This window comes from Salinisphaera shabanensis E1L3A, assembly GCF_000215955.2.
Lineage (GTDB): Bacteria > Pseudomonadota > Gammaproteobacteria > Nevskiales > Salinisphaeraceae > Salinisphaera > Salinisphaera shabanensis.
The window spans coordinates 50,210-73,503 of sequence record NZ_AFNV02000023.1 but is presented as its reverse complement, the minus strand read 5'-3'; the positions used below and the strand labels follow the sequence as shown (position 1 = coordinate 73,503).

General features: G+C 60.3%; 18 protein-coding genes and 1 pseudogene. 4 read left to right on the top strand and 15 right to left on the bottom strand.

Annotated features, from left to right (window positions below):
• The 6 genes and pseudogenes from SSPSH_RS19010 to SSPSH_RS14250 all read right to left on the bottom strand — a co-directional run.
• Nucleotides 1-271, bottom strand: a pseudogene (locus SSPSH_RS19010) (efflux RND transporter periplasmic adaptor subunit); the annotation flags it as partial.
• A gap of 666 nt (nt 272-937) precedes the next feature.
• Nucleotides 938-1,732 carry a YbaY family lipoprotein gene (locus SSPSH_RS14270; RefSeq protein WP_021031826.1) on the bottom strand — a complete coding sequence of 265 codons (795 nt, stop codon included), beginning with the start codon at nt 1,730-1,732 and terminating at the stop codon, nt 938-940.
• A gap of 12 nt (nt 1,733-1,744) precedes the next feature.
• A complete protein-coding gene (locus tag SSPSH_RS14265; protein WP_006912802.1) occupies nt 1,745-2,413 on the bottom strand; it encodes a DNA-3-methyladenine glycosylase I in 669 nt (222 codons plus the stop codon).
• A gap of 237 nt (nt 2,414-2,650) precedes the next feature.
• Nucleotides 2,651-4,453 carry an NAD(P)/FAD-dependent oxidoreductase gene (locus SSPSH_RS14260; RefSeq protein WP_006912801.1) on the bottom strand — a complete coding sequence of 601 codons (1,803 nt, stop codon included), beginning with the start codon at nt 4,451-4,453 and terminating at the stop codon, nt 2,651-2,653.
• A 74-nt stretch (nt 4,454-4,527) separates the two neighbouring features.
• Entirely contained in the window at nt 4,528-5,304 is a 777-nt protein-coding gene (locus tag SSPSH_RS14255; protein WP_006912800.1) for an SDR family NAD(P)-dependent oxidoreductase, read from the bottom strand.
• Nucleotides 5,305-5,474: 170 nt separating this feature from the next.
• Complete coding sequence (locus tag SSPSH_RS14250) at nt 5,475-7,367, bottom strand: sigma-54-dependent Fis family transcriptional regulator (RefSeq protein WP_006912799.1); 1,893 nt, start codon at nt 7,365-7,367, stop codon at nt 5,475-5,477.
• Nucleotides 7,368-7,525: 158 nt separating this feature from the next.
• Here SSPSH_RS14250 and SSPSH_RS14245 point away from each other — a divergent pair, with 158 nt between their 5' ends.
• The 3 genes from SSPSH_RS14245 (at nt 7,526) to SSPSH_RS14235 (ending at nt 12,058) form a co-directional block, all read left to right on the top strand.
• Nucleotides 7,526-9,553: an NADPH-dependent 2,4-dienoyl-CoA reductase gene (locus SSPSH_RS14245; protein WP_006912798.1), complete on the top strand. Its 2,028-nt coding sequence runs from the start codon at nt 7,526-7,528 to the stop codon at nt 9,551-9,553.
• A gap of 361 nt (nt 9,554-9,914) precedes the next feature.
• Nucleotides 9,915-11,351, top strand: coding sequence for an APC family permease (locus tag SSPSH_RS14240; RefSeq protein ID WP_006912797.1), 1,437 nt, complete (start codon nt 9,915-9,917; stop codon nt 11,349-11,351).
• The gene (locus tag SSPSH_RS14235) at nt 11,351-12,058 is read left to right on the top strand and encodes a M15 family metallopeptidase (RefSeq protein ID WP_006912796.1); all 708 of its coding nucleotides are present in this window, start codon (nt 11,351-11,353) and stop codon (nt 12,056-12,058) included. Before SSPSH_RS14240 ends, SSPSH_RS14235 begins: the two co-directional genes overlap by 1 nt.
• Before the next feature lie 34 nt (nt 12,059-12,092).
• Here SSPSH_RS14235 and recQ read toward each other — a convergent pair whose 3' ends face one another.
• The 3 genes from recQ to SSPSH_RS14220 form a co-directional block, all read right to left on the bottom strand.
• Nucleotides 12,093-13,907 (bottom strand): DNA helicase RecQ, encoded by a 1,815-nt coding sequence (gene recQ / locus SSPSH_RS14230; RefSeq protein ID WP_006912795.1) that lies wholly within the window; start codon nt 13,905-13,907, stop codon nt 12,093-12,095.
• Between the two features lie 2 nt (nt 13,908-13,909).
• Nucleotides 13,910-14,623 (bottom strand): PAQR family membrane homeostasis protein TrhA, encoded by a 714-nt coding sequence (gene trhA, locus SSPSH_RS14225; RefSeq protein WP_006912794.1) that lies wholly within the window; start codon nt 14,621-14,623, stop codon nt 13,910-13,912.
• A 152-nt stretch (nt 14,624-14,775) separates the two neighbouring features.
• Nucleotides 14,776-17,028, bottom strand: a complete 2,253-nt coding sequence (locus SSPSH_RS14220; RefSeq protein WP_006912793.1) for an acyl-CoA dehydrogenase — start codon at nt 17,026-17,028, stop codon at nt 14,776-14,778.
• A gap of 277 nt (nt 17,029-17,305) precedes the next feature.
• On the opposite strand from SSPSH_RS14220, the gene SSPSH_RS14215 reads away from it, so the two are divergent.
• Entirely contained in the window at nt 17,306-17,995 is a 690-nt protein-coding gene (locus SSPSH_RS14215) for a TetR/AcrR family transcriptional regulator (RefSeq protein ID WP_006912792.1), read from the top strand.
• A gap of 48 nt (nt 17,996-18,043) precedes the next feature.
• Here the strand turns inward: SSPSH_RS14215 and SSPSH_RS14210 are convergent, their stop codons facing one another.
• Genes SSPSH_RS14210 through SSPSH_RS14185 form a run of 6 tightly spaced genes read right to left on the bottom strand, consistent with a single transcriptional unit; the run spans nt 18,044 to nt 23,273 of the window.
• Complete coding sequence (locus SSPSH_RS14210; RefSeq protein ID WP_006912791.1) at nt 18,044-18,412, bottom strand: PilZ domain-containing protein; 369 nt, start codon at nt 18,410-18,412, stop codon at nt 18,044-18,046.
• A complete protein-coding gene (holB, locus tag SSPSH_RS18080) occupies nt 18,413-19,420 on the bottom strand; it encodes a DNA polymerase III subunit delta' (protein ID WP_006912790.1) in 1,008 nt (335 codons plus the stop codon).
• Nucleotides 19,417-20,055, bottom strand: coding sequence for a dTMP kinase (gene tmk, locus SSPSH_RS14200; protein WP_006912789.1), 639 nt, complete (start codon nt 20,053-20,055; stop codon nt 19,417-19,419). The genes holB and tmk overlap by 4 nt, the downstream gene beginning before the upstream one ends.
• Entirely contained in the window at nt 20,052-21,053 is a 1,002-nt protein-coding gene (mltG, locus tag SSPSH_RS14195; protein ID WP_006912788.1) for an endolytic transglycosylase MltG, read from the bottom strand. Before mltG ends, tmk begins: the two co-directional genes overlap by 4 nt.
• A 2-nt stretch (nt 21,054-21,055) precedes the next feature.
• Nucleotides 21,056-21,916, bottom strand: coding sequence for an aminodeoxychorismate lyase (gene pabC / locus SSPSH_RS14190; protein WP_021031825.1), 861 nt, complete (start codon nt 21,914-21,916; stop codon nt 21,056-21,058).
• On the bottom strand, nt 21,909-23,273 hold the full coding sequence (locus SSPSH_RS14185) for an aminodeoxychorismate synthase component I (protein WP_006912786.1): 1,365 nt from the start codon (nt 23,271-23,273) through the stop codon (nt 21,909-21,911). Before SSPSH_RS14185 ends, pabC begins: the two co-directional genes overlap by 8 nt.
• Nucleotides 23,274-23,294 lie beyond the last annotated feature (21 nt).

Here is a 23,294-nt window from a genome sequence, read left to right as displayed (position 1 = left end):
CTACTGAAAGATCACAGCTAGCGAGCGTGGCGGCATCGTTGTCATACTGCGCTTGCGAGACCGCATTGGATTCACGCAGCGCCCGCGTACGTTTGAACCGCGTCGAGGACAACTGCTGCGCGGCTCGTGCTTCTGCGAGTTCGGCTTTACGTTGGGCCAGCGTGAGTGAATAACTGCGATCTTCCAGCGTCGCAAGCACATCGCCGCGCTCGAAGGCAGCGCCGGTTTCGAAATTCACGTCGGCCACACGACCAGGCACCTCGAAAGCCATCGGTGCCCGCTCCGGCGCTTGAAGCACACCGGTGATCGAACGCGTTCGCCCGACCGTTGCGACTTGCGCAGCTACCCAGGCGATAGGCTTCGGGGTCGTTTCAGGAGACGGTTGCTCGCCGTTGCAAGCCAGTAGCGCGCTACAGACCAAGATATACAACACGATGGGGATCGAACGGCCGTTTCGGATACGACGTTCGGTGAAATAACGCATCATCGAAACTCTTACAGGCACGAACCGCGCAATAACGGCGGGATAGCCGGCCAGCGTGTGTACGAACCGCGCCGCACCCGATATCGAGCCACGACGCCCCTACTCCTATGAATACCCACCATGTTTACGCGAGCGCTCGGTATTCATCCCTGAACACGGCCGGAAGAAATAGCCGTACCGGCCAGAGTATCCAACTTAAACCACTGTTCAGGTCAATAGTTTTTACTCCTGCAGGAGATGTCGCGCATACATCCCCGGGGCGTGAGTCGTCGACGACGTACTCCTGGCGGAGAGCGATATAAAAACGCACAGCTGAGATGTTGTGAGCAGCTATCGAAGAGTCGAGTGGTCAGCAGATACTTAAATACGCCACTGCGCATACTTGGTGTCGTATGCCAGTTCAGCGCGTTCCGCCCCGGCCGCAATTAGAACGACGGGGCGAATAATCCGTTTCTAACGATCCTTCCCTTCGTCGGGCTCGGGCTGATCGCCAGTCGTATTTTTTTCGCCCCCGTTACCACGGGTCGCGGTGCCAGCCTGCTGCTCTGGCACGTCGGTTGACGCCTCATTTGCCGCAGGCGGTGATTGATTGGCAACGACGGCACAGCTGGCATGCGTACTGCCGTCAATCTGCACTTCAATCATATCCGCATTTTTTACCAGTTCATTGCCGTGTTCTCCTTTGAACGCCCCCTCGCGCTTCGTGGCAAGCATGACCAGGCGTCGGTTACCGAGACGCACGACGGCGCGCTCGCCCTGGATTGCAGCTGCTAGATGAAAACCGTCCTCGCAACGGAACTGTTCGAAGGTTAAATCCGCATCCGTTGCGTTGGGAACGAGTTCTAGATGAATCTCCGATTTATTCTCTAGAGGCTTGACCTTCTTTGCATTTTTTGACTGCCACAGGATGGTGCCGTCCTGCGACAAAATTTCCCCTCTCAAGCCGTAATCGCCCTCAGGATTGATGAGATTGCGTTCGATATCGACCGTGAATGTGATCGATTTATCGCCAAGGTCGTGCAATGTGCGCTCTGCCACGATCCGCTTGTCGCCCCCGCCGTCGCGATGTTCGAACATGCTGATACGCGCTGTGGCGTGTTCGGGCAGCGGCTGCGAACCGGCAAGGTCGATGGAACCCGCCACCGTCACCGTCGTGGGTTCGCCCTGCCCGCACCCCGTGATAACCAGGATCGCGCATAGGCATACCGACCACGGAAACAACGCTCGAAAAAATCCTTTAATCAACATTCGTTTCTCGTCTTAATCAATTGATAGTGCAAGAATTTGGCTGATTTGACACAACGGCCGATCAGTTGCCTCGTGCCACGAATCAAACAGCTGTTGGATTTCCGCAAGCGCTGCGCGACTGGTCGTACGGCCACGATAGACCCCCCACTCATTCAAGGCCTTCACGACCCAGCCGGTCAGCAGGAACGTATCCTTGCCACACATGCGCAAGAACGCGGGGGCAGAATTGCCCCCGAGTTGGGTAAAGCGCGTTCGCAGCTCCAACCATAGTTCGACTGTTTCGTCTTCGGCCCAATCCGCCAACCAAACCCCGAAGCTGCCGAACTCGTCAATGATTGCCTGCATCGCAATGGCGTTGTCACGTACCGCGAATATCTTCTTGCGATGACGAATCAGCGCTTCGTCACGTGCCAGGCGTTGCAGGTCTGTATCGTCGAAAGCCGCAACGGCCTCGACATCGAAGTCGGCAAACGCGATCTCGAAAGCCGGCCAGCGCGCATCAACCAGTCTATGGGTGAGCCCCGCACGAAATATGCGTCGATTCATCACCGATAGATAACGGTCATCGCCAATCATAGCGAGTGATTCAGGCGGCTCGGGCCGAATCAGTCGTGACTCAAGCGCGTCGACGCCGCCCGCGCGCTCGCACGCACGTTGCTCTATAACCGAAAATTCGGTCATGCCGATATATTCCGTTCGATAACAACCGTAAGTTTAGCGCAGACTGCGATCGATCACGCTAACTTGCCGTGCTCAAAGATTTTGCACGCACCGCAGTGACGCCGTGCCGGCTCGCCGGTTGGCCGGCTTGCCGGGGATCAACCCACATACGGCGTACGCTGATACGACTCACGCTGGAAGCGCAAAAAAGGGGCCAGCTGGCCCCTTTTAAGAGTTAAAGTAATTTCTAGGCTGCAATTAACTCGTATGGTGCACCGGCTGCTGGCCGTACACCGGCGTATCGATACCCTCCATTCGCGCCTTTAGCTGCAACGCGAGGAAGTGCGAATAAAACCTTGATTGCGCAAGATTCCCACCATGGAACCAGAGCGATTCCTGATGCGTGGGCTTCCACATATTGCGCTGCTCGCCTTCCCATGGGCCCGGGTCTTTCGGTGTGTCGGAACCCAACCCCCATACTTTACCGACCTTATCGGCGACATCCTGGGAAATCAGATCGGCCGCCCATCCGTTCATCGACCCGTAGCCCGTGGCATAGATCACGACATCGGCGGGAATCTCGCGCCCGTCTTCGAGTTGGACGCTGTTTTTTGTCAGCCGTGCGACCTCGGAACCACTTTCGAGCTTGATGCGCCCGTCGATGATCATCTGTGATGCGCCTACATCGATGTAGTAACCCGATGCCCGACGCAGGTATTTCATGAACAGCCCGGAATCATCGGGTCCGAAGTCGAGCATGAAGCCGGCCTTCTCGAGCTGATCGTAGAAATCCGCGTCGACCTTCCGGATTTCGTCGAAGATCGGTTTCTGAAAATCGGCCAGCAGCGCGTAGGGAATCGAAGCAAATAGCATGTCGGCTTTCTCGGTGGTGATGCCATTGGCCAGCGCCTCCTCCGAATAGAGCGGGCCAAGCGCATATTTCATCAGCGATTCGGACCGGGAGATATGGGTCGACGAGCGCTGAATCATGGTGACATCGACACCGTTTTCGGCCAGCGCGGCACAGATATCGTGGGCCGAATTATTCGAGCCGATCACCGCGACTTTCTTGCCTGCCATGCCGTCGGGCCCGGGATGTTCAGACGAATGTTGCTGGATGCCGCCAAAGATGTCCTGACCTTCGATTGAAGGCACATTGGGCTTGGCAGACATGCCGGTCGCAAGCACCAGTTGCCGCGGCCTGAGAGTGATCTGCTCGCCATCGCGATCGACAACGACGGTCCACGTCTGCGTCGCTTCGTCATAACTTGCTCGGCGTGCTTCGGTCGCCCCCCAGTAATTCAGTTCCATGACACGCGCGTACATCTCCAGCCAGTCGCCGATCTTGTCCTTGGGCGCGAAAACCGGCCAGTTACGTGGAAATTTGATGTACGGCAAGTGGTCATACCAGACGGGGTCATGCAGACAAAGCGACTTGTAACGCTTACGCCAGGAATCCCCAGGCCGGTCGTTTTTCTCGATAATCAACGCTGGCACGCCGAGCTGACGCAGCCGTGCACCGAGCGCGATACCGCCCTGCCCGCCGCCGATGATGAGCACATAGGGTTGCGTATCCACGCCAAGCGACGCGAGTTCCTGTTCGCGTTCCTCTTTCCATGTCGGTTTGCCCTGATCATCGCCGTGTTTCGCGCCTAGCGGCCGAGTCACGCCCATGGGCTCTTCGTAGCCTTTGAGCTCGCCCATCGTGGTGAGCAGCGTCCAGATCAGGCCGTCCTTGATACGTACGAAGCCCGTGCCGCGGGCGACCGCGGTCTCGAACACGATCCAGGCTTCGATGACACCGCCGGTTTCGGTGACCGATTCACGTTCGTCCAGCGCCCAGCTGTGCGGCTGCGTGTATTCCAGGCAATGCGAGAGCATGTCGCGAATGCCGTGTTTGCCCTCGGCAGTTTTGATGTTCCACGTGAAGGCAAGCATATCGCGCCAATAACATTCGGCTGCGAACAACCCGAGCGCGGCCTCGATGTCGTTCTGGGTGAGCGCCTCGTCGAGGCGGTTGAGCACGTTGTTGGCCTGTACGGCCACGGTTGTGTCGAGCATGGACTCCTCCTTGCTTTCTATTGGCATATCGAGGCTGTAATACCTCGTTGTTCGTGTTCTTGTGACGGGTCGGCTTAGAGCGAAAACCCGCCATCCACGGCGATCGCCTGGCCGGTTACATGGTTGGCACTTGCCAGATACACGGCCATTTGCCCCATGTCTTCCGGCGTTTGGGCCACCCCCTGCGGTAAGAGCGTTTTTTGATGCCGTTGCCAGGATTGTTCTTCGGTTTCGTCGGGCTCGCGCCACCGGTCGGACAGACCATCGTCACCGCGCCACATGCCAGTGCCGACAATGCCCGGGCATAAGGCGTTGACCGTGATACCGTCGGCAGCCACTTCCTTGGCGACTGCATTCGTGAAACCGATGACGGCAAATTTCGACGCGGAGTAATGAGATAGATCGGGGAAGCCAACCTTGCCGGCAATCGACGACATGTTGATGATGCGCCCATGCCTACGACGCCGCATCACGGCCACTTCTGCCTTTGTGCACAGGAACACGCCCCGCGCGTTGACAGCCATGACCTGATCCCAGTCATCGGCGCCGAGCTCAGCAATGCCCTTGATGCTTATGACACCGGCGTTGTTGACGGCAATATCGAGGTCGCCAAGCGCTTTTTGTGTCGCTTGCACCATCGCCTGGACTGAATCAGGCTCGCGCACGTCGACGCCAATCGCCACACTTCGACGGCCGCTCTGCTCGACCAGATCGGCGGTTTTCTGGGCGATTGCGGCGTCCATATCCGCGACGGCCACATCGGCACCCGCATCCGCGAAGGCAAGCGCAACCGCCTGCCCTATTCCGCGGCCGCCGCCCGTGACCAAGGCAACGCTGTTTTCGAACTGCATGTTTTCTCCTTCGAGTTGTTCTTATGACCGTCGCCTGACGGTTGAACCCTCGGGAGCAAAAGCCATGCCGTTCTGTTAACTTTTTGATTTATAATTAATTCGCTGCACTTTCAGCTTGTTGTAACACGTGCATTGCAACGGGTCGTGCCACAGGTGTGGCACATCGGGTTTCAGTGTTCCACACGGTCGTTTCGGCATTGCCTGAGCCAGCGATGTACCGTTGATCGGTTGACCCCCAGGCGGCGTGCCAAAGCCGATACGTTACCTTCACACTCTTCCAGTTGGCGAAGCAGGTCGGGCTTGTTGGCCGCAGCCGGCTTGCGGATCGCCTCGGGCAGGTGCCGGACACAGATGAGCCCGTCATCGGACAAGGCCGAAGCCACGTCGAGAGCGTTGCGCATTTCACGCAGATTGCCCGGCCATGAATACTGCCGCAGCAGTCGCCACGCGTTCGGTTCGACCCGATAGTCTTCCTTGTAGCGACCGCCGAGATCGGCCAAGACCCCCATGAGCAGGTTGTCGAAATCATTACGCTCGCGAAGCGCCGGCAGGCTCAAGGTCGCAGCGTTCAGCCGATAATAGAGATCCTCGCGAAAACGGCCTTCGGCGACGAGCGTTTTCAATGCCTGATGGGTCGCCGACACCAGACGCAGTTCGACGCGCCTGGGGTCAACGCCGCCCACCGGCACGACCTCGTTTTCCGAGAGCACCCGTAACAAGCGCGTTTGGAGCGACAACGGCATATCGCCAATTTCGTCAAGAAACAACGTGCCGCCATGAGCCGATTCGATGAGGCCGGTCCGGCCCTTGCGCGCCGCCCCAGTGAACGCATTGGCCACATAACCAAATAACTCGGACTCGATCAGATGTTCGGGAATAGCGGCACAATTGACGGCCACGAAGCGGCCGCCCTCGTTGCACGTTTGGTGGATGGCGCGCGCCAGTACTTCCTTGCCACTGCCGGTCTCGCCCTGAATGAGAATCGGAATATGGCGTACGGCCAGTTTGGCAGCACGCTGTTGGAGCGCCCGCATTGTTGCGTCGCCGTGGCTCATCGACGCCAGCGCATCGGCGCGTGGCGAGCGCTTTGCCGTGACTGCCGAGTTCTGGCTCTGATTCTGGCTTTGCGCGGGCGACATCGCGCTTGCAAACACGAGCGGCTCACCGTGGGCATGCAACAAACGCTCGCCAGCGGGATTGCCGCGCATGAACGACGGCATATCGTCGATACCGATATCGAAGAGCGTGGAAATCGGTTGGCCGATCAGGGTCTGCGGCGCGTCCACTGAAAACTTGAGCGAGCGTGCTAGTGCCTCCAGGCCACCGGCTGTGAGTCCGGTGATTCGCCCGGCGCCGTCCAGGGATATGGCCGCATCGGGTGCGGTATCCAGAAAATCCAGTGTGCGCGACAAGCGCAGTATCCACTCATCGTCGGTACGTGCGACCAGATTCGCCATCTCGATACGGCGCGCGGTCGCTTTTGCCAGATGCAGTGCCAGCCGCTGGCTGGTCTTGGCAACCGGCGAAGTCAGCTGCGATATATCCAGTACGGCAGCCAGTTCGCCACGCGTATCGAAAATGGGCGCGGCGGTGCAGGTCAGGCCGGTATGGGTGGGATCGAAATGGTCGTCCTGATGAATTACCACCGGCTGGCGGCCGACCAGACATGCACCCACCGCGCAGGTGCCCGCACGGCTTTCCGACCATTCGGCGCCGAGATACAACCCCGCGCGGCGCAGGTCGCGGTCGAGGCGCGGGTGGCCCAGATAGTCCACCGCGACGCCGCGCGCGTCGGACAGCAACAGTACGTAGTCATCGGCAGCGATCTGGTCGAACAACGCGGCAAGACCTGCACGACTGATACGAATCAGCGACTCGGCCTGTTCCTGATGCTCGCGCAGTTGCGCATGCGGGACGATATAAGCGTCCTGTGCGTTGGCGGGATCGAGCTTGTAGTCGTTCACGCAACGCAACCAGGATTGCACCACGGGGCTATCGCGCTGGCTGCACTCGCCTGCGGCAACGCGCTCGATTTCCTTGACGTGCGATTCTATTGAAATCATGCCGCACTCTCCTCTTGTGTCGACACTGACACAGCGATTGCGCTCGGACAATCGTTCAGTGGCATGAAAGCCGGTCAGCAATCGGCCAACACACGGTGATCCCGGTTACCGGCTGAGGATCGATATAATCGCCACGCGATGCCGTATCGAGGACGATCATGAACAACACCGGTTACCCTAAACTTTTCGAGCCGTTGGACCTCGGCTTCACACAGCTCAAAAACCGTGTGTTGATGGGCTCCATGCATACCGGCATGGAAGACTTCTTCTGGCATTACGACGAACTGGCCGCCTATTTCGCGGAGCGTGCGGCTGGCGGCGTGGGTTTGATCGTCACCGGCGGTATCGCACCGAACGTGGCGGGCTGGGTCTCACCCATGGCAGGCCAGATGTCGCATCGCCTGCATGTCTGGCCGCACCGAAAGATTACCCGCGCGGTGCATGCAGAAGGCGGCAAAATCTGCATGCAGATACTGCATGCCGGACGCTATGGCTATCACCCCTTCATCGTCTCCGCATCGGATCGCAAATCGCCGATCACGCCGTACAAGCCCAAGCGTCTGACCACCGAGGGTGTCAAGAACACTATCCGTGACTACATCCGCTGTGCAGAGCTTGCCCGCGAGGCCGGCTACGACGGTGTCGAGGTCATGGGCTCGGAAGGCTATTTAATTAACCAGTTTCTCGTGGAACGTGTGAATGACCGCGACGACGAGTACGGTGGCAGCGTCGAAAATCGACAGCGTATCGCGGTGGAAATCGTCGAGGGTATTCGCAAGGCCATCGGCCCGGATTTCATCCTGATCTATCGCTTGTCCATGCTCGATCTGGTGGAAAACGGCCAGCGCTGGGAAGAAATCGTTCGCCTGGCCAAGGCCGTGGAAGCCGCCGGTGCGACGATTATCAATACCGGCATCGGATGGCATGAGGCGCGTATCCCGACGATCGTGACGCGTGTACCAAGAGCGGCGTTCGCCTGGGTGACCAAAAAGCTCAAGGGCGAAGTCGCCCTGCCCTTGTGCACCACAAATCGTATCAACATGCCGGATGTCGCCGAGTCCCTGCTTGCCGACGGCACGGCTGACATGGTGTCGATGGCGCGTCCGTTTCTGGCCGACCCGGAATTCGTCAACAAGACGGCCAGCGATCGGGTGGACGAAATCAACACCTGTATCGCCTGTAACCAGGCCTGCCTGGACCACACGTTTCAATGGAAGCGTGCCAGTTGTCTCGTCAATCCGCGTGCCGGCCACGAAACCAAGCTCAATTTCCCCCCGGCCGAAAAGCCACGTGATATCGCCGTGGTCGGCGCCGGGCCGGCCGGTCTCGAAGCTGCGACCCGGTTATCCGAACGGGGGCATCGCGTAACGCTGTTCGACAACGCCAGCGAAATCGGCGGCCAGTTCAATATGGCCAAGCGTATTCCCGGCAAGGAAGAGTTCTACGAAACGCTGCGCTACTACGCCCGCAAGCTGGAACTGCTCGAGGTCGACGTACGACTCGACACGTTCGTCGAGGCAGACGATCTGGTCGCCATGGGCTTCGACGAAATCGTCATCGCAACCGGGGTGAATCCGCGTACGCCGGCTATCGAGGGTATCGAGCACGCCAGCGTCGCCTCATATATCGATATCATCAACGGGCGGGTCGAAGCCGGCCGCCGTGTCGCCGTCATCGGGGCCGGCGGCATCGGTTTCGATGTGAGCGAATTTCTCACGCACACCCGCCCCTCGCCCGCCGAAGACAAACAGAAGTTCTTCGATGAATGGGGCGTGGATCCGACGTTGAGCCACGAAGCCGGCCTCGTTAAGCCTGATCCTGAGCCCTCGCCCCGCGAAGTCTGGCTACTCCAACGCACCGACGCCAAGCCCGGCAAGGGCCTGGGCAAGACCAGCGGCTGGGCGCATCGGGCATCGCTCAAGCACAAGGGCGTTCGTATGATGGGGGGTGTTAGCTACGAACGCATCGACGACGCCGGCCTCCATATTCGCGTAAACGATGAGACACGGGTTCTGGCTGTCGACACGGTCGCGATCTGTGCCGGTCAGCAAACCCGCCGCGAACTGGCCGATGCGCTCGGCGCGCGCGGTATCAAGACACACGTAATCGGCGGCGCGCAGCTCGCAGCCGAGTTGGATGCCAAGCGCGCGATTCGCGAAGCGGCCGAGCTGGCTGCCGGACTCTGAGCCGCAACGCACCCAAGGTACGGACGCGGGCACATGCATACCCACACGTGCGCCGCGCGGTTATCCCGTCTCTGGCACGTTTAATGCTCTTCAACTGAGCAACGTCGACTTGAATATACGATACGTTAGGTAACGGTTACGCCCGTGAGACGTGCTGTCGGTACACGTCGATGCCGCAGCGGCTCTCCTGATCGAGCCCATGACGCCACTGCATCGCATACAGCACCTCTCATGAGGTTGGAGGCGGGTGTCTTAAGCAAGGCAATACGTAGATCCTACGCACGTATCTTGCGGCGTAGGCTATGGGACGAAAAGCCGGTGCGCGACGGAATCGACAGCATAACCCGTACGGATAAGCGTAATGAGCGAGTTGAACAAGAGCCTGGGCATGTTCGGACTGATCGCCATGGGCGCAGCCGGCGTGCTCGGCACGAGCTGGATCTATACCAACGGTGAGTTCTTTGCTGCCTATGGCGCCGGTGGCGAAATATTCGGGCTGATTCTGGGTGCCGTACTGGCCGCCTGCGTTGCCTCGGCGTACGCCGAACTGGCTTCGCGCTACCCGCGCGCCGGTGGCGAAATCGTCTATGCCTTCGTCGCCTTTGGTCGACCCACGGCTTTCGTGGCCGGCTGGCTGCTGATCGGTGCCTACGTCAGTTCGCTGGCCTTCTACGTCGCTGCAGCCGGCGGCTTGCTCACACGGCTTTTTCCCTCGATCGAAACGGGCGCGGTTTATGCGCTGGCCGGCGAAACCATATATGCGCCTGTGCTGATCGTTGGCGCAGTGCTCGCCATCACGGTGTATGCCATCAACCGTGCCGGTTTGCGCTTGGGTGGCGGCGTCCAGATCCTTCTGTTCGTGGCGATGATGCTGATCGGGCTTGGGTTGACGATCGCTGGTTTCGGTCACGGCCAACTCGAAAATTTCTGGCCAGCCTACGCGCCCGACAGCGCGCCGGTGGCCGATACGCTGCGCTTTGTGTTGCCGGCGATGACGTTTCTTACCGGGTTCTCCCTGGTCGGCATGCTCGCCGAAGACGCCCGTCTATCTGCGCGACGTATCGGCATTGCTGTCGTTACCACGGTACTGCTTGCGGGCGTCTTCTATGTCGTGGTGCTGACCGCGTCAGCATGGGTTATTCCCTGGCAGCGTACTGCCACGCTCGAACAGGGCACGATCGACGCCTATCGTATCGCCGGTTTCCCGTTTCTGGCCTGGGGCGCCTATACCATCGCGTTACTTGGGTTGCTGACCAGCTTTATTGCGTTGTTTGTAGCCAGCTCACGCGTGATGCTGGCGCTGGCCCGTGCCGGCATCTTCCCGCGCGTGTTTGCCAGGATCGACGCGAAACGCGACACGCCCGACACGGCGCTCCTGTTCACGTTAGTACTCGTACTGGCGCTCGGCTGGCTGGGCGAAGCGGCATTGACGTGGTTTCTGGATACCGGCGGCATCTATATTGGTTTGGCCTGGTTGCTCGCCGTGGCCAGCCTCTACCGCATTCGCACACAAGAACCCGACGCCGTAGCCCCCTATCGCGTGCGCTGGATATTCTTGCCCGTGATCGGCGCGCTGGCGGCCACGGCCATCATTATCGCGACCCTATTGCCTGGCACGGGCATGTCGCTGCTCTGGCCGCACGAATACATGATTCTCTTAGCCTGGCTCGCTCTCGGCGCCATCATCTATTGGCTTGCGCCCCGTGCAATGACCCATGAAGATGCCCTGCGCGCGTTGGTCGGCACGACCACGACACGCGAGGACTCATCCGAAACCCGCCAAGTGAACAGTCGATAATGCAACGCCCAGTCCCCCTCACCGAGGCCATCGATACAGGCCGCGTTCGCCATCTGCCCATCGTCGACAACGGCGAAACCCTGGTGCCGGCCAGCCTCGTGCCAGAGCACATTCTTGTGCACCCGCGCTATCACCTCGAAGGTCTGCCGGGCGCCCTGGCCGAGTGTTTCGTTCGCGAGAGCGTGCTCGATCGGTTGCTGAACGCCGCCGCCGATTTGCCGCAAGGCTATCGGCTGGTGCTCTTCGATGCATGGCGTCCGCTTGCCTTGCAACGCTGGCTGTTCGATCGAGTGTCGTGCGAACTTGAACAAAGCGACGGTCTTGCGCATATCGATGAATTCGTGTCCCGCCCCCTGCCCGATCTCGCCCATAGCCCGCCCTATCACCTGACCGGCGGCGCCGTGGATCTATCCATCGCCGACCACCGTGGTCGGCTGCTGGACATGGGCAGCGATTTCGACGCCATGACCGACGCTTCACATACGGCCTATTTCGAACAGGCCACAGTCGGCGAGGGGCGTGCTACGCACTGGCGCGACAACCGGCGAATGCTCTACCACGCGATGCTTGATGCCGGTTTCGTCAACCTGCCCAGCGAATGGTGGCACTACGATTTCGGCGACCAACTCTGGGCTTCAATGCACGACGAACCTCATGCCATCTACGGCGCGACGGCGCCAGCATTTCGCTGGGGCGACTTGCCCTGATCCGGCATGGTAGCGGCCGTGGCGCCCGGTCGCGTCAGCGCGCGTATTCGGCAATTACATCCACGAATTCACGACCGTAGGCATCGCGCTTCTTCTCGCCAATGCCGGGTACGTTCTCGAGTTCTGCAGTCGACGTTGGTCGCCGTGCCAGCATTTCTCGCAGTGTCGCATCGTGGAAAATCACATAGGGCGGCACATCCTGCTCCTTGGCCAGACGTAGCCGCAGCTCACGCAGGGCTTCCCAGAGCGGCTCGTCTTCCAGTTCGATCGGCGGCAGTTCTTTTTTCAGGCGACTGCGCCCACGGCTGCGCTTGGCGCTGCGATCTACGCGCAGCTCCAGTGTCTCCTCACCCTTGAGCAAGGTACGGCAATCCGGGCCGAGCCCGAGCCCGCCATAGTTCGAGTCCACGCGCACATAACCCAGGGCAATGAGCTGGCGCAGAATGGAACGCCACGCCTTGGTTTCGACATCCTCGCCGACGCCGAACGTGGACACTTTGTCGTGGCCCAATTCGGCGGCGCGGTCACTGGTCGCCCCACGCAGATGATCGATGACATAGCCGGTGCCGAAACGCTGGCCAGTACGATAAATCGCCGAGAGCGCCATGCGCGCGAAGCGGGTCGCATCGTAGGTCTGGGGCGGATTGAGACAGGTGTCGCAGTTGCCGCAGGCTTCATCGCGTTTTTCACCGAAGTACCCCAGCAGACTTACGCGCCGACAGCTGGCCAGTTCGCAATAGGCCAGCATCGCATCGAGCTTGGTCCGCTCCACACGTTTGCGCTCTTCCGGGGCGTTACCCTGCTCGATCATGCGGGAACGTTGCACGGTATCGTTCAACCCGTAGAGCATCCAGGCAGTCGCCGGGGCCCCGTCACGACCGGCGCGTCCGGTTTCCTGGTAATAAGCCTCGATACTGGCCGGCAGATCCACATGCGCGACGAAGCGCACATCCGGCTTGTCGATACCCATGCCGAACGCCACCGTGGCACACACGATCACGCCCTCTTCTCTCAGAAACCGGGCCTGATGTGTCTGGCGGAGTTGCGCCGGTAGGCCCGCGTGGTAGGCCAACGCAGTCTTGCCGCGCTCAGTCAGCCATTCGGCCGTTTCTTCGGTCTTGCGGCGTGACAGGCAGTAGACGATGCCGGCATCGCCTTCGTGTTCGCGTTCTATGAAATCGAGCAGCTGTTGTTTCGCGCTGCCACGCTCGGCCACGCGGTACTGAATATTCGGCCGATCGAAGCTGTGCAGAAAGACATTTGCATGCTCGAGGCGTAGCCGTTCGATAATTTCTGCGCGTGTGGGTAGATCCGCCGTTGCGGTAAGCGCGACACGCGGTACATTCGGAAACCGATCTGCAAGCGCGGCAAGCTCACGATACTCCGGGCGAAAATCGTGCCCCCATTGCGATACGCAGTGGGCCTCATCGATGGCGAGCAACGAGATCCGACAATCGGCCACCAGATCGAGCATGCGCGGCTGCATGAGCCGTTCGGGGGCAACATAAACCAGGTCGATGGTATTCGCGCGCATCGCTTGTTCGATGGCAACCTGGTCGTCAAAGGCGAGCGTGGAATTCAGGTACGCCGCACGCACGCCGAGCTGTTCGAGCGCGGCGACCTGATCGGCCATCAGCGCGATCAGCGGCGATACCACGATCGCCACGCCATCCCGTACCAGCGCGGGAATCTGGTAGCACAGCGATTTGCCACCGCCGGTCGGCATGAGCACAAGCGCATCGTGGCCGTTGCAGACGGTATCGATGATCTCGGCCTGGCGGCCACGAAAGGCGTCGTAACCAAAAACCGACTGCAGGACACCCTGCGGTGTTGCCGGCTGGGCAGCCACCGTTAGCGCAGCAGTGCCGCCGCCGAGGGCGCTAGCGGGATGACGTAGAACAGCACCGCGAAAAAGTGGAAAACGCTGCCGCCGATCACGAACAGATGCCAGATGGCATGGTTGTACGGCATCTTGTTCCAAGCATAGAACAACACGCCGGCCGTATAGGAGATACCTCCAGCCAGCAGTAGCCAGACACCGCCCATGGCGACGTTCTCTAAAACCGGGCCGATGACCAATACCACCGTCCAGCCCATCGCCACATAGAATGCGGTCGAAAGATACTTCACATCATTCAAACGCGTGAGTTTGATAAGCACGCCACCTACCGCAAGCGCCCAAATCATCACGAAGAGCGTCCATCCCCAGAACCCACGAAGATTCACCAATGTGAACGGGGTATAAGTGCCTGCAATCAGCACGTAGATCGCGAGATGATCGAACACCTTGAGCACGCTTTTGGCGCGCGGCGGATGCACCGCGTGGTAAAGCGTAGACGACAGATGACTGAGAATGAGCGCAATACCGAAGATGGTCACGCTGACCACGTGCCAGACGGTGCCCTCCAGCGCCGCATACACCACCATCACGACAAGACCCGCGATCGAAAGTGCGGTGCCTATACCGGAGGTGATCGCATTGGCAATCTCTTCGCCGAGCGTATAGCCGGCACTGTTCACGCGCGGCGCGATCGGGGATTCAGTGGTCGTATTCATGGCGCGCATTCTGCCACGCTCGTACGCGATTTGCCGCCCCGATGGTCATCACAATAGGTCGACGCTCATCCGCGGCGCCCGGTAATCCCGCTTAATTTATATGGCCATCAAGAAAAAGGCGCCCGAAGGCGCCTTTTTAGCTCTTAGCGAGACGGGCAGCATTATTGATTGGCTGCCCGGGCCAATGGCGGTTCCTCGATATTGTCGGAGACTTCGTCCTTGTAATAATCCTCGGACGAGAACGTATCCACCTGGATCGCGTCGAGGCGCGCGGCTTCGGCCTTGCGGATTTGCGTGGCCTCGTCCTGGGTGATCACACCCGCTTCCAATGCCGGGTCAATAGCTTCCGACAGGCTCGCTGCCTTGATCTGCTTTTTATGCAGTGCCTTGCGAACCTTCAGGGTAGGCTGCTGCGCCGCACTGACCAACCGCCAGGCATTGAGCAAACGGCCCATTCCAGGCTCGTCGTCGCGCGGTGTACCCATACCACCTGCAACACGCTGGTACTGTTCGCCCGGCGCCTGGATGCTGGCCGCGACCGCACGATCCATCGAATCGCGCGGACCGCTGGACAGCGGGTTGATCTTCAGCCAGAAACGGCCCGGGTAACGCAGAATCCAGCCCAGTACTGGCACATCGAAATTGGCATAAATACCCTCGAAGGCGAGCTGCACCTGATGCAGGCTGTAACGCAGCGCCCAGTGCACGATCGGCAGATCTTCCTTACGGCTGCCCTCGGCCTGGAACCGACGCAGCGTGGTCACACCGAATAGCATCCACGACAAAGCGTCCGAGAAACGGCCCGAAATCTTGCCGCGCTGCTTGAGCTTGCCGCCGATCAAGAACATCGCCAGATCGGTCAGGAACGCGAAGCGAGTCGAAGCCCAGCCGAGCTTGCGGAAATACTGCGCGGTTTCGTCGTTGACTGGCGTACGCACGCTCCAGCCCCGTGTGATGCCTCGTACAATACCCCGGAAGAAATTCTTAACCGAGTGGCCCGTCCAGCCCAGAATGGCCTTGCGGAAAGCAGGCACATCGTCGGCCTGAACCGCATTGAGCGTATCCAGCGCGAACGGATGACAGCGCACCGCCCCCTGACCGAAGATCATGAGCGTACGGGTGAGGATATTGGCGCCTTCGACCGTAATACTCACCGGCGCGCCGACATAGCCGCCACCCAGGATATTGTTCGGTCCCTGCATCACGCCGGCACCCGCCATCACATCCATACCGTCGGTGATCAGCTGCTGACCGATCTCGGTGGTCTGCTGCTTGAGAATCGCCGAGATCACCGGCGGATGATTGCCGCTGTCCACGCCGGCACACACATAAACACGCGCCGATTCCAGCGTGTAGGTAAGCGCGGCGATGCGCGCGATTTTCGCTTCCACACCTTCCATGAGGCCGATCGGTATACCGAACTGCTCACGTACGATGCTGTAGGGGCCCACCGCTGCTGCGCTCGTCTTCGCCAGCGCCACGCCGCTGGCCGGCAGCGAAACCGCACGTCCGCCACCGAGTTGTTCCATGAGCATGCGCCACCCCTGGCCGGCACCGCCAACGCCACCAATGATGTTTTCTACGGGTGCGACAACATCGGTGCCGTAGATCGGGCCATTATCGAAAGCGCCGATCGGCAAATGATGATCGCCGAGTTCCAGGCCGGGCATGCCTTTTTCAAGCATGACCACGGTGATGCCGGGAAACTCGCCCTTGCCGAGGATGTTGTCCGGATCGTGCAAGGAACAGGCGAGACTGACGATATTGGCGATCGGCGCAAGCGTGATATAGCGCTTGGAGAAATTCAGCCGAATCTTGGCTTCGCCGTCCTCGTCCTTGAAGACGATACCTTCGGCCTTGATCGAGGCCGCATCGGAACCGGCGGTGGGTTCGGTCAACCCGAAACACGGAACATATTCACCACTGGCCAGGCCCGGCAGATATTTGTCTTTCTGTGCCTGGGTGCCGTATTCGAGCAACAGTTCGGCCGCGCCTAACGTATTCGGTATCACGATCAGCGTACCGACCGGTCCCAGGCCCGAGGTCTTGGTCATCACCGCACTGCGCGCGAGTACCGAAAACCCGGAGCCGCCATACTCTTTCGGAATGATCATTCCGAAAAAGCCCTTATCACGCAAAAACTGCCAGATATCGTCGGGAATCCGGCGCGTCTCGCGCAGCTTCCAACCATCGACACGATGCAACAGTTCTTCCACCGGGCCATCGAGAAACGCTTGCTCCTCTTCTGACAACCCCGGGTAGGCTTCCGCCATGATTGCACGAAAATCTGGATTACCGCTGAAGAACTCACCATCGATCCAGACCGAGCCGGCTTCAAGCGCGTGGCGCTCGGTGTCCGAGATTTTCGGCAACAGCTTGGCGTCGTTGATCTTTTTCAAAAGGGTGGCAAACATGGCATCTCCGTGGCTCGAAGCGTTGGGACCGCGGCCGAAATCAGAACTCGATAGCAAGTATTTGCCGCGTGTTGTATCAAATCGACTATACCCGCCGGCACTGCGGCGCACAAAGATAATTTCGATTATCTTGCACGCCTTATTGCGATTTCAATATCCGCATTACCCTGTGTCATTTCAAGTTGCCCGCAATTATTTCAACCGGTTGTTCAAACTTGGGCGCGTCGCACGGGCTTGTTAAAGTCGCTTATCACTTGGCGTGTAATGGCTGTTACCCGTGATCGATCGATATCCCAGAACGACCAGCGAACGCGAACGCACGCTCTCGCGACTGGACCCCGCGACGCGCGCCCGTATCGAGGCGGCAGCGTTGGATCTGTTTTCCGAACGCGAGTTTCACCGGGTGAAGCTGATCAATATTGCACGCGAGGCGAGGATCAGCCTGCAAACGCTTTACAAGTATTACGGCAGCAAGGAAGCCGTGCTTTTCGCAAGTCTGGACACCTGGCTGGGCGATCTTGCCAACCGCATGATCGATCACCTGCAAGGCATCGAAAATTTCGAGGATCGGCTACGTAAGGTCTTCTGGGTGTTGCTCGACTATTTCGAACGCAACCCCAAAGTCGCCCAGATCATCTTGAGTTCTGTGTATCTCAGCACTTGGCGCGATGACGAAACCTTCCGCCAGCCTGCGCTGATGTCGGTCTTTCTGGGGGTAATCAACGACGGCCGCGAACGTGGCGTGCTCACCAGCGAAGTCGACGAAATCGAGATTTCGGATTTTATCTGGGGTGTATCGAACCGTATGGTCGCCATGTGGCTGTTGCGTGGACGCAAGAAGCCGCTTGCCGAGAAAGCGCCCGCCATGTTCAACATGGTATGGCGTGCGATCGCCAGCGAAGCCGTTCTTGCCGAGCAACTGATTGAGCGCCATGGGCTGCGCGAACAGGCAGCGACGGCTGGCTAGCCGATCACGCATTACGCCTGACGCGCTAACCCCGCGGCGGCCGTCGATCTACATGGTATAGCTGGTACGCCGGTTCTCGAGCATGCCCGCAAGCAGCGTTTCCAGACGCTGCTGGGTGGCGCCGTTGTCCTGCGCTGCAAACTGTACGCCGATACCCGGGGGACGCGGGCTACCCGTATTGCGTGGCGTCACCCAGACGACCTTCCCCGCCACGGGCATGCGTTCGTTTTGTTCGACCAGGTGCATGAGCAGGAATACATCGGCGCCCATGTCGTAATACGCATTGGTCAGGTACTGCTGTTTCACGAACAGGCCGCCATTGGTAATGAACGGCATATACGCGGCACATAATTCCGCACGGTCGGCGATATCCAACCGCACGATTCCGGATTGGATCGCAAGGTTTTGTTCGGACATTTATTTACTCTGCCTGCGCTTGAGACGGCTTTTAAGGTCTAGCAGCAGTGACTCTATCACCAGTTGCCAGTCAGCGTTGCTTCGCGCCAGCCGTGCCGCCTGGGCGACCTGCGCGCACCACGGCTGAAACGCGTGCGGATCCATACGCGTGGCCACGCGCGCCAGATTATCCGGCAAGGCGCGGGGCTCGTGGGTTTCGCCGCCTTCCATGAGCGCGACAGCCAGCAAGGCGCTCGCACGCCGATAAAGCCAATCGGTGAGCAGATCGGCCGGCTGTTTCGCCAGCCGGTCGGCGGCGCTGGCGGCATCTTCGCGATTGCGGATAACGTCGGATAGCGTTGCGTCCCACCCATTCACCAATGCCGCATAGTCCTGGGCATCGCGATCGAGTGCGGCGAACGGCGTACGCAGACTGTCGGCATCGAGGCCTTGCGCATCCACACCATTCGTCTGCAACCACTCGCGCGCCGCATCTGGCGCGGGCGGCGCAAGCCGCCAAAGCTGGCAACGACTGCGCACTGTAGGCATCAACGCCGAGACCCTGTCGGTAACCAGAACGATATGACAGGCCGGCGGCGGTTCCTCGAGCGTCTTGAGTAGGCTATTGGCGGCGCTCGGCGACAAATCCTCGGCTGGATCGATCCAGCCGATCCGGCCGCTATCGTATTGCGGGGTAAGGTGCAGACGCTGGGAAAAAGCGCGCACCTGGTCAACCTTGATCAACTTCCCGGCTTCTTCCGGCACGAGGCGGGAAATATCGGGATGGGTCGCCGCGATACGCTGGCGGCAGGCGGCGCACTCGCCACAGGCATCGCCCTCGGCGTTGCGGTTACGGCATAGAAGCGCCGCGACGATACGGTCGGCGAATACGCGTTTGCCGACCCCGGGCGGCCCGCATACGAGCAAACCGTGGGCCACACGATCTGATGCGATGGCGTGCGCCATACGCGCCCAGAGCGCGGCATGCCACGGTGGCGTGGTTATGTCGCTAGCGCTTGCGTCTGTCATACCAGATCGGCCAGCGCGCGCTCGATTTGCACGCGCACCCCGTCCATATCGTCGCTCGCATCGACCACGCGATAGCGCTCAGGCATTGAGCCGGCACGGGCCAGATACGCCGCACGCACCTGTTCGTGAAAAGCGAGCGTCTCTCGGTCGAATCGATTGCCTTCGCCGCGTTTGCCGGCACGCGCCAGGCCTTGGGCGACCGGCAGATCGAACAGCAATACACGATCCGGCCGGCGTTCGCCCTGTACCAGGGTTTCAAGTGTTGCGATCGCGTCGTCGCCCAGACCTCGAGCGGCACCTTGATAAGCGTAGCTAGCGTCTGTGAAGCGATCTGTCAGCACCCACGCGCCGCGAGCCAGGGCCGGCTCAATCACCTCGGCCAAATGCGCCGCGCGGGCCGCGAACACGAGCAGAAGTTCGCTCATGGCGGGCATGGGACGGTCGTAGTCATTCATCAACACGCCGCGTATCGCCTCGCCGAGCGCCGTGCCGCCCGGCTCGCGCGTGCATACGACTTCATGCCCGGCTGCGCGCAACAGATCGGCGACCGCTTCAATCTGGGTACTCTTGCCTGCCCCTTCACCGCCTTCAAAAGCAATGAACCGGGCGGCACTGTTCGACTGGGCCACGCTCACGACCCGCGCTGGTACTCGTTAACGGCACGGTTGTGCTCGGCGAGCGTATCCGAGAACACGTGGCTGCCATCGCCACGGGAGACAAAATAAATCGCGGTGCCCGGTGTGGGGTTCAACGCTGCTTTGATCGCCGCCCGCGAGGGCATGGCAATAGGTGTCGGCGGCAGACCGGCACGCGTGTAGGTGTTGTAGGGGGTATCGCGGCGCAGGTCGGACCGTCGGATATTGCCGTCATAGTCCTCGATCCCGTAGATCACGGTGGGGTCGGTCTGCAGGCGCATACCTTTTTCCAGGCGACGCGTGAACACGCCTGCGATACGCCCGCGCTCTTCTGGCACCGCGGTTTCTTTTTCAACGATCGAGGCAAGAATCAACGCCTCATAGGGTGTGTCGACCGCCGTGTCGTCGGCCCGTTCCGCCCATTGCGCATCGAGGTAGCGCTGCATCGCATCGTAGGCGCGTTTGAGAAAGGCGATATCGGTCATGCCACGCGGGAACAGATAAGTGTCCGGCATGAACCGCCCTTCCGGATTTTCATCCGGATGGCCGATCGCCGCCATGACTTCTTCGTCGCTTTTGCCGGTGAGCTTGTGGTCAAGAGCCTCGTTGTCGGCCATGAGCTTGCGAAATTCGGAAAAGCGCCAGCCCTCGACCAGCGTGAGCCGATATTGACGTGTCTTGCCCGACACCAGCAGTTCGAGCAAGTGCGCCGGCGTCTGACGCGCAGGTACGACGTACTCGCCGGCCTTGATATCACCCGCAACACCCTCGTAACGCGCATAGAGCGACAGATACTTGGCATCGCGCGGGTGACTGATGATGTCTTCGGCCACGAGCCGCTCGGTGATCGCATTGAAGCTCATCCCGTTATCGACCGTGAGCAGCTTGCCGGACGTATTTTCGAGCGGCGAATTGAAAAACCGGGCTGTATCGATAGCGAGTGCTGCGCAAGCCAGCAGCCCGATGCCGATCAGAACCCAGAGAACGCGTTTAATCACCGCTACCTGCCTTGTCGTTGATATCGCTGCGTTGGTTCGCGCGATTCCATGTCCATCAATAATTTGCACGCGTAGCGCGCCAGCGTTTCACTATCCGCGAGCGCCACGCCATCGAAATGCGAAACCGCGACTACACCGCCCACGCTGTTGCAGGCGATCGCGCCACGACAGTCGGTCAGCGCATGCGGTCGAATGTCGCTTTCCGCCACGGCCTCGCCGGCACCGTCGAGCGCGCGCCACAAGCATTGACGTGTAGCACCGATGATACCTGCCCGCGTAAGGCTCGGGGTAAGCCAACGCCCGCGGCTATCGACGAAGAACAGATTGCGCATGGTCGTGGCAATTACAAAGCCGTGGCTATCCGCCATCCAGGCATCGGCAAGACCTCGATTATCGCATTCCGTGCGCGCCAGCACCTGCTCCAGACGGTTCAGATGCTTGATGCCGGCCAAGCGCGGCTGAATGGCCAGCGCCACCGATGAACGCGCGAGTGCGATCGGCTCCGGCGTGCCGTATGCATGCACCGGAAGCTCGTGTGCGCTCACGATACGTCGCGGCGTCGGCGTTCGCGGCGGCATATACCCACGCCCGCCACTACCGCGCGTAATCATGATCTTGCACACGCCGTGCGTCGCGTTATCGAACAGCGCTTCGATATCGGCCCTGATCTCGGCTTCGAGCGGTGTCCCCAAACCAAGCGCCGTACAGTCGTGTACCAGCCGCCGCCACTGTTCGGACCACGCCAGGGGCCGCCCCGATTCGATTCTTATGGTCCGAAAAATACCGTCCCCGTAGGCCAGACCACGATCGCCGACGGGAATTTCGGCAACGGGCCGGCCATCGACGCGCACACACTCATCCATGCGGGCGACCGCCGGCATCAACGAAACTGCGCAACACCCCACGTGCTTTGACCCGGGTTTCCTCGAGTTCATTGCCAGCGATCGAGTCGGCCACTATCCCGGCGCCGGTTCTTAGGGTCAGATCGCGCCCGGACTGCGTGAGCGAGCGAATGACGATATTGGTATCCAGGCGGCCGCAGCGGCTCAGGTACCCGAAGCTGCCGGTATAGGCGCCACGGCCTTCTCGCTCCAGCTCGGCGATGATTTCCATACACCGCACCTTCGGACAGCCGGTAATCGTGCCGCCGGGAAATACGGCCCGCAGCGTACCGCCCGGGCCGACACCCGGCGCCAGCGTGCCGCGGATATTGGAAACGATATGGTGCACGTGTGCATAGGACTCAACACACATGAGTTCATCCACGCTGATGGTGCCCGCCCTGCACACACGCCCGAGATCGTTGCGTTCGAGGTCTATGAGCATCACGTGCTCGGCGCGTTCCTTGGGGTGGCTGATCAGCTCGTCGGCCATATCGGCGTCGGTCCCGGCGCTACGCATACGCGTTCCCGCGATCGGACGCGTCTGGGCAATACCGTTGTCGATGGATACGAGCCGCTCCGGCGACGAACATACCAGCGCTGCATCGCCCCATTGCATAAGCCCGGAAAAAGGGGCCGGATTCGCTTGCCTGAGCGCCGCATAGACCCGTGCCGGCGTCGCTTGATGTTCCAGCCGGCCATGCCAGGCGCGCGATAGATTCGTCTGAAATACATCGCCGGCGTGAATCAGTTCGCGGGCGCGCATGACCTGATCGATATAGTCCGCGGCTGGTTGCGCTTGCCAGCGCGCAGCAAGCGCTCGCGTTGCCAGCGGCACGTCCGCACTTTTGAGCAAGTCGGCGCGCATGTCGTCAATCGCCGATGCGTGGCCTTGTTCGGCGATCAGGAACAACTTTTGGGCGCGGCGATCGTGTACGAAAGCCGCCGGGCAACGCACCGCGAGCGCGTCGGGTAAAGAGCTGCCGGTCGGCGGCTGTAGCCGCAGACTTGGCTCAACCCGGCCGGCCATTTCGTAGCCAAGATAAATGAACCAGCCACCCACGAATGGCAGGCCCGGAACGCGCGCCCGGCCTTGATTTGCCGCCGCCCGGTCGAGTGCCGCAAAAAAATCGGTCTGGTGATCGTCAGCAGTGACAGAAATCGTCTCTGCCGGGTACGCAAGCAACAGATCGTAGCGGCTTTGTGCCGCTGCACCCGCGCTGCTTTCCAGAAGAAACGGATAGCGGCTCGGCGCCATCGCCGCCAGCCGAGCGAGGTCCGGGGGGTTAGTGGCGTCTATTTCGACGATCCGAAGATCGCCGTGTTCGGACTCGCGCACGACCAGCCGGCTATCGCGCGT

Bases quoted from the DNA above. Each gene is read 5' to 3' on its own strand.
- SSPSH_RS14265 (WP_006912802.1), bottom strand. From the start codon at position 2,413: ATGACCGAATTTTCGGTTATAGAGCAACGTGCGTGCGAGCGCGCGGGC.
- SSPSH_RS14255 (WP_006912800.1), bottom strand. From the start codon at position 5,304: ATGCAGTTCGAAAACAGCGTTGCCTTGGTCACGGGCGGCGGCCGCGGA.
- pabC (WP_021031825.1), bottom strand. From the start codon at position 21,916: ATGGATGAGTGTGTGCGCGTCGATGGCCGGCCCGTTGCCGAAATTCCC.
- SSPSH_RS14210 (WP_006912791.1), bottom strand. From the start codon at position 18,412: ATGTCCGAACAAAACCTTGCGATCCAATCCGGAATCGTGCGGTTGGAT.
- SSPSH_RS14250 (WP_006912799.1), bottom strand. From the start codon at position 7,367: ATGATTTCAATAGAATCGCACGTCAAGGAAATCGAGCGCGTTGCCGCA.
- SSPSH_RS14270 (WP_021031826.1), bottom strand. From the start codon at position 1,732: ATGTTGATTAAAGGATTTTTTCGAGCGTTGTTTCCGTGGTCGGTATGC.
- SSPSH_RS14245 (WP_006912798.1), top strand. From the start codon at position 7,526: ATGAACAACACCGGTTACCCTAAACTTTTCGAGCCGTTGGACCTCGGC.
- trhA (WP_006912794.1), bottom strand. From the start codon at position 14,623: ATGCGCGCCATGAATACGACCACTGAATCCCCGATCGCGCCGCGCGTG.
- SSPSH_RS14235 (WP_006912796.1), top strand. From the start codon at position 11,351: ATGCAACGCCCAGTCCCCCTCACCGAGGCCATCGATACAGGCCGCGTT.
- SSPSH_RS14260 (WP_006912801.1), bottom strand. From the start codon at position 4,453: ATGCTCGACACAACCGTGGCCGTACAGGCCAACAACGTGCTCAACCGC.
- SSPSH_RS14220 (WP_006912793.1), bottom strand. From the start codon at position 17,028: ATGTTTGCCACCCTTTTGAAAAAGATCAACGACGCCAAGCTGTTGCCG.
- holB (WP_006912790.1), bottom strand. From the start codon at position 19,420: ATGACAGACGCAAGCGCTAGCGACATAACCACGCCACCGTGGCATGCC.
- SSPSH_RS14240 (WP_006912797.1), top strand. From the start codon at position 9,915: ATGAGCGAGTTGAACAAGAGCCTGGGCATGTTCGGACTGATCGCCATG.